The 13,733-nt window shown below is 37.6% G+C and carries 16 protein-coding genes; 9 read left to right on the top strand and 7 right to left on the bottom strand.

Going from position 1 to position 13,733, the window contains the following annotated elements:
• Window positions 1-332 precede the first annotated feature (332 nt).
• From BLR36_RS13845 to BLR36_RS13835, 3 genes are all read left to right on the top strand, one after another.
• Window positions 333-632 (top strand): hypothetical protein, encoded by a 300-nt coding sequence (locus BLR36_RS13845; RefSeq protein WP_093062346.1) that lies wholly within the window; start codon window positions 333-335, stop codon window positions 630-632.
• 373 nt (window positions 633-1,005) lie between these two features.
• Window positions 1,006-1,368: a YciI family protein gene (locus BLR36_RS13840; protein ID WP_093062345.1), complete on the top strand. Its 363-nt coding sequence runs from the start codon at window positions 1,006-1,008 to the stop codon at window positions 1,366-1,368.
• 125 nt (window positions 1,369-1,493) lie between these two features.
• Window positions 1,494-2,162, top strand: a complete 669-nt coding sequence (locus BLR36_RS13835; RefSeq protein ID WP_093062344.1) for a Type 1 glutamine amidotransferase-like domain-containing protein — start codon at window positions 1,494-1,496, stop codon at window positions 2,160-2,162.
• A gap of 349 nt (window positions 2,163-2,511) precedes the next feature.
• On the opposite strand, the gene BLR36_RS13830 is transcribed toward BLR36_RS13835, so the two are convergent.
• A complete protein-coding gene (locus BLR36_RS13830) occupies window positions 2,512-2,907 on the bottom strand; it encodes a VOC family protein (protein ID WP_093062343.1) in 396 nt (131 codons plus the stop codon).
• Between the two features lie 328 nt (window positions 2,908-3,235).
• On the opposite strand from BLR36_RS13830, the gene BLR36_RS13825 reads away from it, so the two are divergent.
• Window positions 3,236-4,360, top strand: a complete 1,125-nt coding sequence (locus BLR36_RS13825) for a hypothetical protein (protein ID WP_093062342.1) — start codon at window positions 3,236-3,238, stop codon at window positions 4,358-4,360.
• Window positions 4,361-4,616: 256 nt separating this feature from the next.
• Here BLR36_RS13825 and BLR36_RS13820 read toward each other — a convergent pair whose 3' ends face one another.
• On the bottom strand, window positions 4,617-5,579 hold the full coding sequence (locus BLR36_RS13820) for a helix-turn-helix transcriptional regulator (protein ID WP_093062341.1): 963 nt from the start codon (window positions 5,577-5,579) through the stop codon (window positions 4,617-4,619).
• 116 nt (window positions 5,580-5,695) lie between these two features.
• Here BLR36_RS13820 and BLR36_RS13815 point away from each other — a divergent pair, with 116 nt between their 5' ends.
• The 5 genes from BLR36_RS13815 (at window position 5,696) to BLR36_RS13795 (ending at window position 9,219) form a co-directional block, all read left to right on the top strand.
• The gene (locus tag BLR36_RS13815) at window positions 5,696-6,175 is read left to right on the top strand and encodes a GyrI-like domain-containing protein (protein ID WP_093062340.1); all 480 of its coding nucleotides are present in this window, start codon (window positions 5,696-5,698) and stop codon (window positions 6,173-6,175) included.
• 572 nt (window positions 6,176-6,747) lie between these two features.
• Window positions 6,748-6,981, top strand: coding sequence for a DUF2975 domain-containing protein (locus tag BLR36_RS13810; protein ID WP_371326733.1), 234 nt, complete (start codon window positions 6,748-6,750; stop codon window positions 6,979-6,981).
• A gap of 10 nt (window positions 6,982-6,991) precedes the next feature.
• Window positions 6,992-7,222 (top strand): helix-turn-helix domain-containing protein, encoded by a 231-nt coding sequence (locus BLR36_RS13805; protein WP_093062339.1) that lies wholly within the window; start codon window positions 6,992-6,994, stop codon window positions 7,220-7,222.
• Window positions 7,223-7,279: 57 nt separating this feature from the next.
• Window positions 7,280-8,527 carry a DUF4153 domain-containing protein gene (locus tag BLR36_RS13800; protein ID WP_093062338.1) on the top strand — a complete coding sequence of 416 codons (1,248 nt, stop codon included), beginning with the start codon at window positions 7,280-7,282 and terminating at the stop codon, window positions 8,525-8,527.
• Window positions 8,528-8,772: 245 nt separating this feature from the next.
• Window positions 8,773-9,219: a staygreen family protein gene (locus tag BLR36_RS13795; protein WP_093062337.1), complete on the top strand. Its 447-nt coding sequence runs from the start codon at window positions 8,773-8,775 to the stop codon at window positions 9,217-9,219.
• Window positions 9,220-9,583: 364 nt separating this feature from the next.
• Here the strand turns inward: BLR36_RS13795 and BLR36_RS13790 are convergent, their stop codons facing one another.
• The 5 genes from BLR36_RS13790 to BLR36_RS13770 form a co-directional block, all read right to left on the bottom strand.
• On the bottom strand, window positions 9,584-10,549 hold the full coding sequence (locus BLR36_RS13790) for a quinone oxidoreductase family protein (RefSeq protein WP_093062336.1): 966 nt from the start codon (window positions 10,547-10,549) through the stop codon (window positions 9,584-9,586).
• Window positions 10,550-10,666: 117 nt separating this feature from the next.
• A complete protein-coding gene (gene rlmH, locus BLR36_RS13785) occupies window positions 10,667-11,146 on the bottom strand; it encodes a 23S rRNA (pseudouridine(1915)-N(3))-methyltransferase RlmH (protein ID WP_093062335.1) in 480 nt (159 codons plus the stop codon).
• Window positions 11,147-11,233: 87 nt separating this feature from the next.
• On the bottom strand, window positions 11,234-11,401 hold the full coding sequence (locus BLR36_RS13780; RefSeq protein WP_093062334.1) for a CxxH/CxxC protein: 168 nt from the start codon (window positions 11,399-11,401) through the stop codon (window positions 11,234-11,236).
• Window positions 11,402-11,568: 167 nt separating this feature from the next.
• Window positions 11,569-12,801 carry a S1C family serine protease gene (locus tag BLR36_RS13775; protein ID WP_093062333.1) on the bottom strand — a complete coding sequence of 411 codons (1,233 nt, stop codon included), beginning with the start codon at window positions 12,799-12,801 and terminating at the stop codon, window positions 11,569-11,571.
• A 134-nt stretch (window positions 12,802-12,935) separates the two neighbouring features.
• Window positions 12,936-13,724, bottom strand: coding sequence for an MBL fold metallo-hydrolase (locus tag BLR36_RS13770; RefSeq protein WP_093062332.1), 789 nt, complete (start codon window positions 13,722-13,724; stop codon window positions 12,936-12,938).
• Window positions 13,725-13,733 lie beyond the last annotated feature (9 nt).

Genomic DNA, 13,733 nt, shown 5'->3' with positions numbered 1-13,733 from the left:
CAGTTTAGTTTTAATAGGCTATGTTTAAGATAAAGGTTGTTTTATAGTGATTGGTATGGTGACACGTACCCTACATCTGATTAAATTAGATTCTCCCGAAGGTTTACACTCAATCTAACGCGGCAGGCTAGTTGAATAAGCATTGTTTGTTTAGTTCAGATGGAAAGAGGAGTAGATAATCCTTTACTAATGTTTCGTTCGTTGTTTTCTCATCTGGCTTTGAAATAACGTTTGATTCACTAAAAGAAAGAACGATAATTTATATAAAAGTTTGATAAAATGTTATTAAAAAATTGAGATTGTGAACTATAAATGATCGGGGTGGAGATTTAGTGAATAACAATTCTTATAATATTGTCGTGCATGTTGTCAATTTAATCTTATTGGGAGCTATTGGTGTTCTCGCTTTTTTCTCTGTGGTAAATATTAGCCCAGTCCAAGACCCCATCGGTGACATATTTACATTCGGTCTTTTGGGTTTTCTGCTTGTCATGTGGGCAGTTAATTACTGGTTCCAATACAAGAAGCAAAAATGGAGTCTACCAATAGCCGGAACCATCCTGTACGTCGTCATCGCTTTGTTTGTCATGGGAGTTGTTATGCCATTCCTACGCCACATCATAGAAGCTTAGTTTTTATGAATTAACGGGTGCTTTACTTCAAGAAGGAGTAAAGCCTTTTTTCTTATTGAACTAAATCGGCAGCTTAGCTGAAGAAGGATTCCCTGTTTAGATGTGGAATAATACCAAAAGGTAAGAAATTTTATTGGAATTACTATTATTAGGGAGACATTGTTAATCTCTTGTATTTAATAGGACTATTACTAATTACGAAGACGGTAACATTTCTTATTCTACTATTGAAGCTATAAAAGCTTGATGAACAAAGGGATAAAGGAATAATGGTCAATGCTGCAATAGTAAGAATGATATCAATCTATAATGGCTGAAGGAAGGATTTACCTCAGAAAGATATTACTCAGCAAGTAAAAAGGAGGTTTTCTTAATGAAATTTATGATGGTTGTAAAGGCTTCAAAGGATTCTGAAGCAGGAACAATGCCAAAAGAGAAGATGGATCAGATGTTTGCTGCGATGAAGAAATACAATGAAGAATTGAAGAATGCTGGACTTCTGGTATCAGTCGGTGGACTCCATCCAAGCTCTGAAGGCATTCGTATTACTTACCCTGTTCCGGGAGAACCACCGACCATTACAGAGGGTCCTTTCGCCGAAGTCAATGAGTTGATCGCTGGATACTGGTTTATAGATGTGAAGTCTCGCGAGGAAGCTATCGAGTGGGCGATGCGTGCACCAGATCCGCATGGTCTTGGAGAAGGACAGATTGAGCTTCGCCAGGTATTCGAATAGACAAATAAGCTGAACGTCGGATTAACAATGATTCAAGAAGTGTTCTAATCATTTATAAAGCTAGGGTTGCTGCCTTAGAAGTAAGAAAAACTTGACAGTACCACACAAAGACAAGGAGTGAAATTATGAAATTTCTGCTCACATCTGCAGGCATCAATAACAAAAGCATACACGACGCGCTGGTTGACATGTTGGGCAAGCCGATCGCAGACTCCACCGCCCTGTGCATTCCCACTGCTATGTACGGACACCCTTGGGTTGGCCCCGGAGTCAAAGCTTGGCAGTTCATCAGTGGAAAATCCGAGAATCCTATGGTCGACCTCGGTTGGAAGTCCGTCGGCGTGCTGGAGCTCACAGCGCTACCAAGTATTGACGAAAACCGCTGGATACAGCTGGTTCAGGAGACGGATGTACTGCTGGTGTCGGGTGGCGACGCCCTTTACTTATGCCACTGGATGCGTCAATCCAGGCTGGCAGACCTCTTGCCCTCACTGAACTCAGTCTATGTGGGAATGAGTGCTGGGAGCATGGTGATGACACCTAACATCGGGGAATACTTCGTTGGCTGGACTTCACCAGGCGGCGGTGATGAAACACTGGGACTGGTTGATTTTTCAATCTTTCCTCACTTGGATCATGAGATGCTGCCGGGAAATACCATGGCTGCAGCAGAGCGATGGGCAGCAGGGATGCAGGGACCTGCGTATGCAATTGACGATCAAACCGCGATTAAAGTGATTGACGGAGCGGTAGAAGTTGTATCCGAAGGGCATTGGAAACTATTTTCACCTTGATCATACTATACGCTAGTTTCTTGGGTATAAACTGATGGGATAACTTAACGGCGAGATTCTTCAATATAGAAGAATAGTTTTTCTAATTACACTAGAGGGTAGCATTCCTGTAATGATTAAAAATGGTACATGAACAGAAGAACAACCTCTGGGTATGGAACGAGTGTCAGAAGTAGGCCGGCGAAAGGACAAACTATCTATGCTAGGAGTAAAGGGAGCTCTCCTGATAACATCAACTTTAGGTAAAACCTTAGTAAACTCCTTCAACTAACGCTGCAGGTTAGTTGAAGGAGTTTTTATGTCGCATTAGACTCATTATGTGTAATAAAAAGAATGGCGCAAAAAAAATTTACTGTTCTGGGTGAAGGATATTGCAGGCACTTAACCAATTTCCAGAGGGATCTCTAAATCCAAAACCACCAAATTCGCCTTGTAAATTTAAAGGACCAACTTCAACTTGTTTTTCTTCAAGCCACTCATATAATTCTTTTAAAGTAGGAGTATAAAAGTCAATTATGCTATGAACGATATTTGTATTTGTATTTCTGAATGATAATCCATTAATTTCTTCAGTTTCAACCAAGAAAATCGTTGGAACTCCTTTTGATTTCATAGTAAGCATAGCATTTTTTTCACCTCGAAAGTGGACTTCAGCACCCAGGATATCGATATAAAACTCTATAGATTCTTCTAAATTAGTAACTGGTATTTCCAGTGTAGCAATATGTGATATTAAATTAGTCATAGTAGCCCCCTGTGTTTTATTTGCACATATATTTTTCTACACTCAATTAAGAAATCCCTCTTAAGTTCCATTAAGAATGGAAAATAATTTATCGCTAATTCCATTTGATACATGAAGTTTGAAGTATGACAAATGGGTGGAAAAATACGATTAATATCTAATACGCATCTCGATAATAACTAACGCAGCAGGTTAGTTGAATAAGAAATGAAAGAGTGAATCTTAAAGTTCAGAATTTTAACATAAGCCCCACCAATTAGGAGGTATATTTAAATTTTGTAACATAATAGTTATGTTTCCGTCTACTTCCATGATAGGGGGTTAAGCCATGAAAAAATACATCACACCTATAGGAATTGCATTATTGTTGACAGTTGCAGGATGTGGTACTTCTGAGAAGGAACAGATTACACTTGGACAAGGTTCAGAAGTGGAAAAAAAGGAAACTGAACGGGAAATCATTGCAGAGCTGGAACAAACGTTGACTGAAACACCGGAACGGGATAAAGTTTTAGCGGAAATTGAAGAACAGCCCGAGTTTAAGGATGGAATTTACGGAAAACCGACCGACCGACTTGCAGAAAATCTATCCGTCCAGCAGGTTGAGGGCCAGATTGCAATCGCGGCACTTGAGGAAGTGTATGGAGGGCAAAAAGGTTTTCACAAAGAGGGAATCCTCTTTTTTGGAGCTGATGAAGACCCAGGTTTTTGGATTGGAATTAAGAATCCGGACGAGCGATTGGATGAGCTTCTAAAGATTCTTCAAGGTAAAGTAGATAGCGGAGAACTCCTTGCCAAATATATTCATATCTTTAAGAGTGATTTTACGGAAGAAGAGCAGTGGGCACTAACGGATCAAGTGCACCGGGAAGTAAAGAAGATGGGGGAGGTATTCCATAATCCAGGTGCTGCCTCCATGGGTATTTCGGTTGATACATTAACCGGTAACATTGAAATCAACCATAACTTCTTGACGGATGAACAAAAAGAGCAACTCAAAGAACTCTTTGTTGACCATAACATTGTTTTCTCAGTTCAAGGAAGAATGGCTCCGAAAGAAGGCGAATCTGATGTGCTATATCCGGAAAAAGAGTTTACAAATGTACCACATTCAGAAGGTAAATTTATATTGAGTATCGAGGAAGATCGATTCTTTACGGGATCCATGTATTATGACTTTACAGACGCTAAGAAAAAGCTTAAAGCTGGACAGCGGGTAATTGTGTCAGATACAGGATCTATCGCTATGTCCATGCCCGGGCAAGGAACGGCGGTGTTTGTAGAGGTATTAGCCGATTACAGGCCGGATGGTGCTGACTTAACCGAATCACAGGTTGCTGCCATTGTTGCTGAGAAATCAATTGGCTTCATTGAGAAAATAGAATTCAATCAAGATGAGGACCAATGGATTGTTTTCACTTCTCAAGACAAAGTAATTATTAATGATAAATAAACAAGTAAGCGAAGAATTCCCATTATGTGCTGAACGCCGCAATTCTTACGATGAAGGATACGTTAATATATTAGATTATCATTTGGATCTATGTGTGGAGTAAGAGAAAATCAAGTTTAACAATTTAAGTAAATCAGTTATAAAGGCGTTGATCCTTAAAAGATTAACGCCTTTTATGTTGAATACTATTATAAGTGAAATACTCTCTTCTCAAAACAAATTAACAATTGTAGAAGGGCGTTTTAACTGGTACTTCTTATGGGCAGTATAGGAATAGCCTCTCTTGTAAACCTTTTAAGACTTCTTCTGGCACTTTCCTAACTGTTATATCCCCACCCAGAAAGGGAAGCCAATTTGTTATTTCGATCAATTCTTCGGCGTTATTAATATTGATAAATGTTTCTAGAACGGCTGTAGTTTGGTAGGGATTTGTATAGGAAATGGAAACTTTTAAAGGATGGTATTTTTTGAACTGGGCTATCGCTTTTGGACCAAGCTCAAGGACAAGGTTACTCTCTATATCCCGTCTACTAAGTTTTTCTAAAATTCTTCTTTTACTTATTTTATTTTTCGTATGGTCTGGTTTGACATCGATGAGATTGGAGACAGGAAAAATCATTCTCTTTTCTTCCTTTACGTTAAAGCCTTCTACCAGCCATTTTCCCTTTTCATGATGAAGGTGCAAGAGATAAATTGGATAAAATTTTGTCATTTTCTCTTCCTTGACAGTAATCAATAAATATCGGTCCAAAAGAAGAATTTGAATAAGCTTTTCTAGTACAGGATCAGGTAAATCCGATAAATCAAGTAACTCTGGATTATGCGGGTTCGTCCCTTCAAAAAGTAAGATTTGATTTAAAAGTATAAGGTCTTCTTGCTGATTCTCTGAAATAAGGCCAAGTAATTTTTCAGCTAAAGACTGACGACTCTTTAAATAGGGAAGTTGTTGATTTCTTGTGGCCATAAAGGCGATAAAAAGTGCTTTAATCTCATTATCAGTAAAGCGAACAGTCGGAAGTACAGAGTTGTTTAAGACATTATAACCGCCATCCCTGCCAACTTCTGCGACAAGCGGCATCCCCATGGCTTCAATTTCTCTAATATCTCTAAATGCGGTCGAACGTGAGATATTAAATTCTTGCATGATTTCAGAAATTGTAAAGTGAGCTCGGTTGTTAATATACCGCATAATTGTATTAATCCGTTCAACTTTATTCATCGGAGCCTCCTAAATAGGGTCATATTTTGACATGATTTAAGGTTATTATAAACTCATCAAGTATATAAATAAATCACTTGATTGATTGAAATTAAAACGAAAGAAGGGTTTTGTATATGGAAAATTACACAATAGAAGAAAAAGACAGCTTTCTTGTTTTAGGTTTTGGAACTGAGTTAAAGAGCAATTACACAGACTATGCTGGTATTAATAAAGAAAAGGAAGACTTCTGGCATGATGTCAAACAAGATGGACGACTTGATACGTTAAAATCTTTAGCTACGAACGACTATATTTTTGTGGTGAATGAAGCAGTAAATAACAAGATGATGCATTATGCTGGCGTGATGACAGAGAAAACATTACCTGAAGCAACTAGAGTGATTCAATTCCCTAAAGGGGAATATGTAGTTGTTAAAGGAGAAGCCCAAACTGATGAGGAATTGAGTAATACGCTTACTGGCATCGCTTTTGGACAAGTATTACCAGAAACGAAGGAGTATGCCTATGTAGGCGGCCCAAATGCCGCAGTTATAATTGGGCACCGAAACGGCTTAGTATACGGTGAAATGTGGATTCCGGTTGTTAAGAAATAACTAGAGGACTAGAAGGATTGAATTGTACAAAAGCAAAATAACCATTTATGCAACAGCTTTTCATCCTTCACTTATATAACAAAACAGCAGTACCATTCTATTAAATTAGAAGGTGCTGTCTTTTTTTGCAAAAACCTCATTTGCGGCTCACTTTTCTTATACACAAAGTTAGTTTTTTTTAGTGATTAACTATAATTTAATTGAGACTCATGAGATACACCTTTAGAGCATTTCTTTGAATATTTTTGTTTTTGTCTTAATAAATTATTAACAATAAAAATATTATAAAAATAAATAAAAATTTATTGTTTATCAATAAATAACGTGTTAATATCTAAAAAACAATACTTATGAGAGGTGCTTTTCATCTTATGGGCTTTCCAGTTCTTGCTTTATGCATCTTTTTGGTACCTGAGTTAGGTAATATTGCAGCGAAATAGGTTCCATAGTTTGACTTGATTAAATACCTCGTTACTATCGTTTTTGATGCATCGGCGATTCCCTTTTACTGGCTTTGTATCAGGCTATTAAACTTTTACGCTATATTGAAAAAATAAAGTTTTCTCGCCACTATCTGTATAATCTTTGAGGAATATCAAATTCTGTGCCATCACAATCAGTACCGTGCATGTGCTAGTCTTGCCACTCTTCTATCTCTTTGCGGAGAAAGACGACGCCCAGGTGTCATCTTTGTCGGATTGGTTGTTCCTTTTGCTTCAATGATGATTGCAGTCTTTGCTGCTGTTCTTCAAAAGCTATTAAAAAATGCCATCGATATAAAATCAGAAAATGATTTAACTATATGAGGTGAAACCAATGGCAATTATAATCAATATTGATGTGATTTTGGCTAGAAGGAAAATGAGCGTAACGGTAATTTCGGAGAAGGTTGGCATCACGATGGCGAATCTTTCTGTATTGAAAAATGGAAAGGCAAAAGCGATTCGATTATCAACTCTAGAGGCTTTTTGTAAATCACTAGAATGTCAGCCTGGAGATATTTTAGAATACAAAAGTGACGAAGACAGGCAAAGAGAGTTTGATTAATAAACATTGCTGATGAAAGTAGGACTTACTATGACAATTATTAAGGGAGGTAAAATCATGGATAGCAAAAATTTAATTACTGAAAATATTGCTAATCCACATGAGCTGGAGAGAATGTTTAGAAATGACCCCAAAGCCTTTAAAAATTCATTCTCAGACGCATGGGAACAAAATCCTGATTCTCAGGTCCTTGGCATTTGGTATGAAAGATTGCATTTCAAGGAGACGGCAAATTCAGAAAAATCTTCCTTACTTCAAAAAGGCTTCTTATTCATGGGCATTTTAGCCATTCTGGCCGGGATAAGTACCAGAATCATTTTCTCTTTTGTCGAACAGGAAGCAATTGCTCCAATAAACCTAGCTTTTGGTATAATTCCCTTTATTGCTGCCTATTTTGTTTACAATAATACTCCGAAAAAAAGTGTTATTTATTCCCTTGGAGCGTTATTCCTAATTTCTTGGTTTTATCTAAATATGCTGCCATTAAATTATAAAGACAGTATTATCCTTGCTTATTTACACCTTCCTATATTTTTATGGATATTGGTAGGGCTTGCATTTACAGGAAATGAATATTCAAAAGGCAGTACAAGATTAGCCTATCTTAAATTTAATTTGGAATATTGTATTCTTTACGCTAGCATGGCAGTTAGCGGAATGGTACTAGCAACGTTAACCATGCAGTTATTTAGCTTTATTGGCTTGGATATAGAGGACTTCTATTTTAGTAACGTCGTTTTATTTGGTGCTGCCGCTCTCGCTATTGTGGCTGCATACCTGGTATCAATGAATCTTAAACTTGCTAAGAATATTACACCGTATATAGCCAAAATTTTTAGTCCCCTTGTCCTGGTCACATTGTTGGTCTATCTTATAACGGTTATATGGGTCGGAAAAAATCCATTTTTGGACCGCAATTTCCTGATAGCCTTCAACGGAATACTCCTTGGTGTATTGGCCGTTACCATATTTTCTATTATCGAGAGCGACTCAGACGAGAAAAAGAACATTTCAGATTATATAAATTTTGCCTTAATTGTTCTTGCTCTTATCATTGACAGTGTAGCTTTGTCAGCTATCGTATTCAGACTTTCTACTTACGGGATTACGCCTAATAGAATTGCTGTTTTAGGTGTAAACATACTTATCTGGGGAAACCTTATTTGGATTATGGTCTCCTATATGCGTTTTCTACAAAACAAGACTGGACCTTCACCCATCCAAGATGCGGTCACTAAGTATTTGCCAGTTTACGGACTTTGGGCGGCTTTCGTTACATTTACTTTTCCTTTCTTTTTTAATTAGGAAGGCTATATTAATGTACGGATGTTGGTTGCTCTTCCTTATAAGCACCAAAAATGAAAAAGTTATGAGTATAACTTTTTCATTTTTGGCTTTTTCCTTATTTACTTATGATACGGTCCTCCGTAACTAATCTCTATATAAGGTTTTTGTTGCGAAGCCCTCTCATTAAGACACAAGCAAATATCGAAGTATAAATGATTAATAAACATCATAATATTAAGAAAAAAGTGTTGGGAAGTGGTTGCTTGAGCATTTTTAATCCCGATAAACTTTATGTTGAGTTTAGAGAAGGAATCACCACTACAGAACCTATAATGCATAGACGCTACACACTGACCCATTCGGATATTACTGCAGACCTTTTTTTAACAATTGGATTAATTTTTGCCTACGATAAAATTAATCCAATGAGAGATGAAGTACTTGGAGAATGGACTAAAATTAGAGGTTGTTATGTATATAATGTTTATTTGGATGTAGATGGACAATTTAATCAGACTGTTGCTACAAAACGAAATGACATTTTTAGACGGGAATTACCACTTGCTTTGAAAGCAATCAGATATGGAGATAGTAGATTTTTTATTTCACATCCTGAGTTGAATAATTCTCCCATAATAGTTCACTTTATTTCAATATATCCTCAGCTTAATAAGATAGAAAATTGGGGAACTTTTGCAAATTATACTTAACTCAGATTTTATTAACCAATGGAAATAAAAAGAGAAGATGGCCAAAGTTTGAATTGAACCCCGAATAGGTCCAATTTTTTTAAAGTGTCTACTATTCGGGGTTCAGTTAGTTTATTGGTACCTCTTCTTTGATTTATAGAAACCTCATCTACTTGTGATACGGTTGCCCTCAGCGCATCTAAATGAGGTTTCCTTTATGGCAATAAGCCATTCCGGAGTACTCTGCGGGTGAATAAGGACAAAAGACATGTAAGGGTGCAACCTGATTTCTTTTCCTATGTGTTCAAACCGAAAGTAAAAAGAAAGGACGTTCTAGATTCAAAACATGAGAACGTCTTCCTTTCTTCCAACACAGCTTATCATTTTATGGTCTTAATAAAATTTTCCCTGTGCTTTTGCGGCTTTCTAGAAAATGATGCGCTTTGCGGCCATCCCGTAGTGCAAATACCGTAGGCTCAGATACCGTTACTTTCCCCTCTTCTATCCAGCGGAACAACTCGGCTGAACGGGCTATCCGTTCCTCACGGGAAGTAAGGACATTCCAAAGATCCCCACCAGTCAAAGTCTTTGACGTATCCATCAACATCCTTGGGTCAACTGGAGCAGGGTCTCCCCCTGCCATTCCAAAAAATACGACCGTTCCCCCAATGCGAGTTGCTGCAAAGCTGTCTTCGAGTGTAGAGCCTACTGAGTCATAGACAACATCCACACCTTTTCCGTTTGTTTCCTCTAAGACTTTTCTCTTCCAATCATCCGAGTACAAGAAAACCTGATTCGCTCCAGCTTTCTTAGCTGCGGACGCCTTCTCCATAGAAGAGGTTAAACCAATGATCCTTCCACCTAGGAGCTTTGCAATTTGGATGAGTAGCTGTCCAACGCCCCCTGCTGCCGCATGAACAAGAATTATCTCATTCTCCTTAACCGCATAACTATCTTTTGTTAAATAATGGGCAGTTAAGCCTTGCAGCAAAACGGAAGCCGCCTCTTCAAAAGAAATGGTTTCTGGAAGAGGAATTGCCTTTTCCAGCGGAACAGCTACTTGTTCCGCGTTAGCATATGGGACATCGGCAAATGCAACAGGATCACCAACATTGATTCCTTGGACATTTGCTCCCGTCTTTTCAACGACTCCCGCCCCTTCATAACCTAAAATAAATGGAGGATTGCCAGCAAGATGATAGTTCCCTCTTCTTCTATAAATATCTGCAAAATTCAATCCAATTGCTTTCATCCTTACTAAAATTTCATCAGGCTCGATAACAGGATCCGCAATTTCAAGATATTCCAGAACTTCCGGTCCTCCGAATGAATTAAACACAAGTGCTTTCAAATGAACGACCTCCTCTTCTATATATATTTTTTCGATACATTTTAATTTAATTACGATTGGAAATGTAAATCATTTTCTATCCTTTTGGAAGGATAGGGTGATTGATAAACACCTCATTTACTTATGATACGGTTCACCCTTCATAATCCGAAAAGCTCGGTAAATCTGCTCCACCAGCACTAGCTTCATCAACTGATGTGGTAACGTCATTTTGCTAAAGGATAGTTTTTCGTCAGAACGCTTCATCACCTCTTCGTGCAGACCAAGAGATCCACCGATAACAAAGGCAATTTTACTTCTACCGTAAGTCATCAAAGATTCTACATCACTTGCCAGCTGCTCCGATGTCTTCATCTTTCCTTCTATTGCTAGAGCAATAACATACGTGTCGGCTCCTATTTTCGCTAAAATACGGTCGCCTTCTTTTTTCTTAACGATTTCCATATCAGCTTCACTTAAATTTTCAGGTGCTTTCTCATCTGGGACTTCGACTAAATCTATTTTTGCATAAGCACCTAATCGCTTTGTATATTCCTCTATCCCCATTTTCAAGTATTTTTCTTTTAATTTTCCTACTGAAATAATTTGTATATTCACAGGTTATCCACCTTTACATTTCATTTACAAACAAGTTATACACATAGTTTATCCACATATCCACAATAGTTATCTACATCTTGTGTTTTAGTTTTCAGTAGCCACAATATATATCGCATTACTTTCACAGTAGGAGCAAACTGTGGATAACTTTTCCTCGTTATTTAATTCCTCTAGCATTGGAAAAGTTTTTTGTTCTGCTACAAACATGTCTAAAGCGTGATTTATATGGTTTTCACAGCTGAATATTCTCATTTTTTCCTCTCCTTTCGTTGTCGGAATACTTTAAATAGTTATGCACATATCCTCCGTTGTTATCCACAACCTATTTTACCAAACGAAAAACGAGTAGGAAAGACAAGCTTTTCTTTTCCTACTCGTTGTGTAAATCTCTTCTTTACATTATTTAGTTATCCACATGTTTATAGTTCAGCCGATTCCTTTAAATGGAGTGTTAACTCGACTAGTTTCCCTTGTCTGTATACTTTCACTTTCAGTTCGTCACCCGTTTCCTTTTCATTGTATAAGTGTTTTCGCAACTCAATCGTGTTTTCTACTTTTTCTCCATCCATTTCAACAATGACATCGTATGATTTCATCCCTGCTGCTGCAGCTGGAGTTCCTTCTACAACTTCGTCAACTACTACACCAGTTGTAACTTCCGCTGGTAATTTTAATGTCTCTTTTTGATGAAATGCAGGTACATTCGTCAAATCTATAAGCGTGATCCCCATAGATGGTCGAATTACTTTTCCATTTTGCTCTAAGTCTTCAATAATAGGAATAGCCGTGTTGACTGGAATGGCTAAACCGATTCCTTCTACAGTGGCTTGCGAAATCTTCATCGAGTTAATACCTATTAGTTGACCTGCTAAGTTGATCAATGCACCACCACTATTACCAGGATTAATCGCTGCATCTGTTTGTAAAACTTCTGATTGCCAATCCTCTAATCCATCTCCGTTTAAATCAACCGGGACTGCGCGGTCTTTACCTGATACTACTCCAGTTGTAACAGAGCCATAAAAATCAAGTCCCAAAGGATTACCGATAGCAATGACCGTTTCTCCTTGTTTTAATGCATCAGAGTCACCAAATTCTATTACAGAATCTATACCCTTATCATCAATCGCAAGAACTGCTAAATCTGTCCATATATCTTCTCCTACAATACTTGCTTCTACTTTAGATCCATCTGCTAATGTAACTTCCACTGATTTTGCATTTTCAATAACATGATAATTTGTAATAACATAAGCTTTCCCATTCTCTTTTTTATATATAACTCCTGATCCCGTGCCAGCATCCTGTGTTGCTTCTGACTGGCTCCAGAAGTTTGTGACTGATTGAATATTGGTTATCCCAACAACAGCGCTGGAGGCTTTTTCTACAGCTCCAGTTACATCTGTTGTAACGTCTACTGAAAGCTGTTGGGTTTGTTTAGTTGTTTCACCAGATTTCGTTGCTCTATCCGTTGGTAGATTAGTCACTACGGAAGGTATTAAAAACCATACAAGCAATGCACCTACAAGTACACCTGCTAGTCCGCTAAAGAAATAACCTGCTACTCCTCGTTTTTTTTCATTTCTTTTTTTCGGTTCTATCGGAGGTTGTTCGTTTGGTAGTTGTGGTCCATAAGGGTTATTTATATCCATCTTTCTCTTCCTCTCTATATCTAATATGTCTCTACTAACAATGTACCCATTCCACATTAAAATAAGATGAAAATTACTTGAAAAATAAATAAAAGTTCCCAATACTACATACATAGTATTGGGAACTTCTATTTTTACACAAAAACTAGCTCTGTTGGTTTATTGGCATCCGTATCATGTAGATGCACATACTCTCCTGCAATAACACCACAGGATTGAAGTGTTTGAGCAACACTCATACGAGCTAGATCCTTCATATTATTATCCTTACTCAAATGGGATAAATAAATATTTGTATTCTTCACATCAATTACTTCACTCATCGCAACTGCAGCATCCTCATTAGAGACGTGTCCTACATCACTTAATATTCTTCGTTTAACGGACCAAGGATAACGTCCCATCTGTAGCATACTAACATCGTGATTGCTTTCAAAAACAAAGGAATCCGCTCCTTTAATAAGTCCTTTCATTCGGTCACTCACATATCCAGTATCTGTAATTAAAACGAGCTTCCGATCGTTTTCGTGAAAAATGTAAAACATCGGATCCGCTGCATCGTGGGATACTGCAAAGGATTGGATATCAATGGATCCAAAACTTTTTACTGTTTCCATATCAAATTGAAATCGCTGATCTAATGGAACATTTCCAATAAGAGGATCCATTGCTGTCCAGGTTTTTTCATTTGCAAAAATGGGAACCCCATACTTTCTAGCTAAGACACCTAACCCTTTAATATGGTCGCTATGCTCATGTGTGATGAAAATTCCTGATAGCTTTTTAATATCTCGGTCAATCTCTTGAAATAATTGATCCATCTTTTTACCACTCAAGCCGACATCTACTAAAAATGAATGTTCATCATTTTCCACATATATAGCGTTACCACTACTACCACTTGCTAATACACTGAACTTCATCATTAAAAC

Source organism: Psychrobacillus sp. OK028, from assembly GCF_900103605.1.
In the GTDB taxonomy this organism is placed as follows: Bacteria; Bacillota; Bacilli; order Bacillales_A; family Planococcaceae; genus Psychrobacillus.
This window is presented reverse-complemented; position numbering and strand designations above follow the sequence as displayed.

Coding starts and splice junctions, on each gene's coding strand:
- BLR36_RS13775 (WP_093062333.1), bottom strand. CDS start 12,801: ATGGATATAAATAACCCTTATGGACCACAACTACCAAACGAACAACCT.
- BLR36_RS13840 (WP_093062345.1), top strand. CDS start 1,006: ATGAAATTTATGATGGTTGTAAAGGCTTCAAAGGATTCTGAAGCAGGA.
- BLR36_RS13770 (WP_093062332.1), bottom strand. CDS start 13,724: ATGAAGTTCAGTGTATTAGCAAGTGGTAGTAGTGGTAACGCTATATAT.
- BLR36_RS13835 (WP_093062344.1), top strand. CDS start 1,494: ATGAAATTTCTGCTCACATCTGCAGGCATCAATAACAAAAGCATACAC.
- BLR36_RS13825 (WP_093062342.1), top strand. CDS start 3,236: ATGAAAAAATACATCACACCTATAGGAATTGCATTATTGTTGACAGTT.
- BLR36_RS13800 (WP_093062338.1), top strand. CDS start 7,280: ATGGATAGCAAAAATTTAATTACTGAAAATATTGCTAATCCACATGAG.
- BLR36_RS13830 (WP_093062343.1), bottom strand. CDS start 2,907: ATGACTAATTTAATATCACATATTGCTACACTGGAAATACCAGTTACT.
- BLR36_RS13805 (WP_093062339.1), top strand. CDS start 6,992: ATGGCAATTATAATCAATATTGATGTGATTTTGGCTAGAAGGAAAATG.
- BLR36_RS13815 (WP_093062340.1), top strand. CDS start 5,696: ATGGAAAATTACACAATAGAAGAAAAAGACAGCTTTCTTGTTTTAGGT.
- BLR36_RS13780 (WP_093062334.1), bottom strand. CDS start 11,401: ATGAGAATATTCAGCTGTGAAAACCATATAAATCACGCTTTAGACATG.
- BLR36_RS13820 (WP_093062341.1), bottom strand. CDS start 5,579: ATGAATAAAGTTGAACGGATTAATACAATTATGCGGTATATTAACAAC.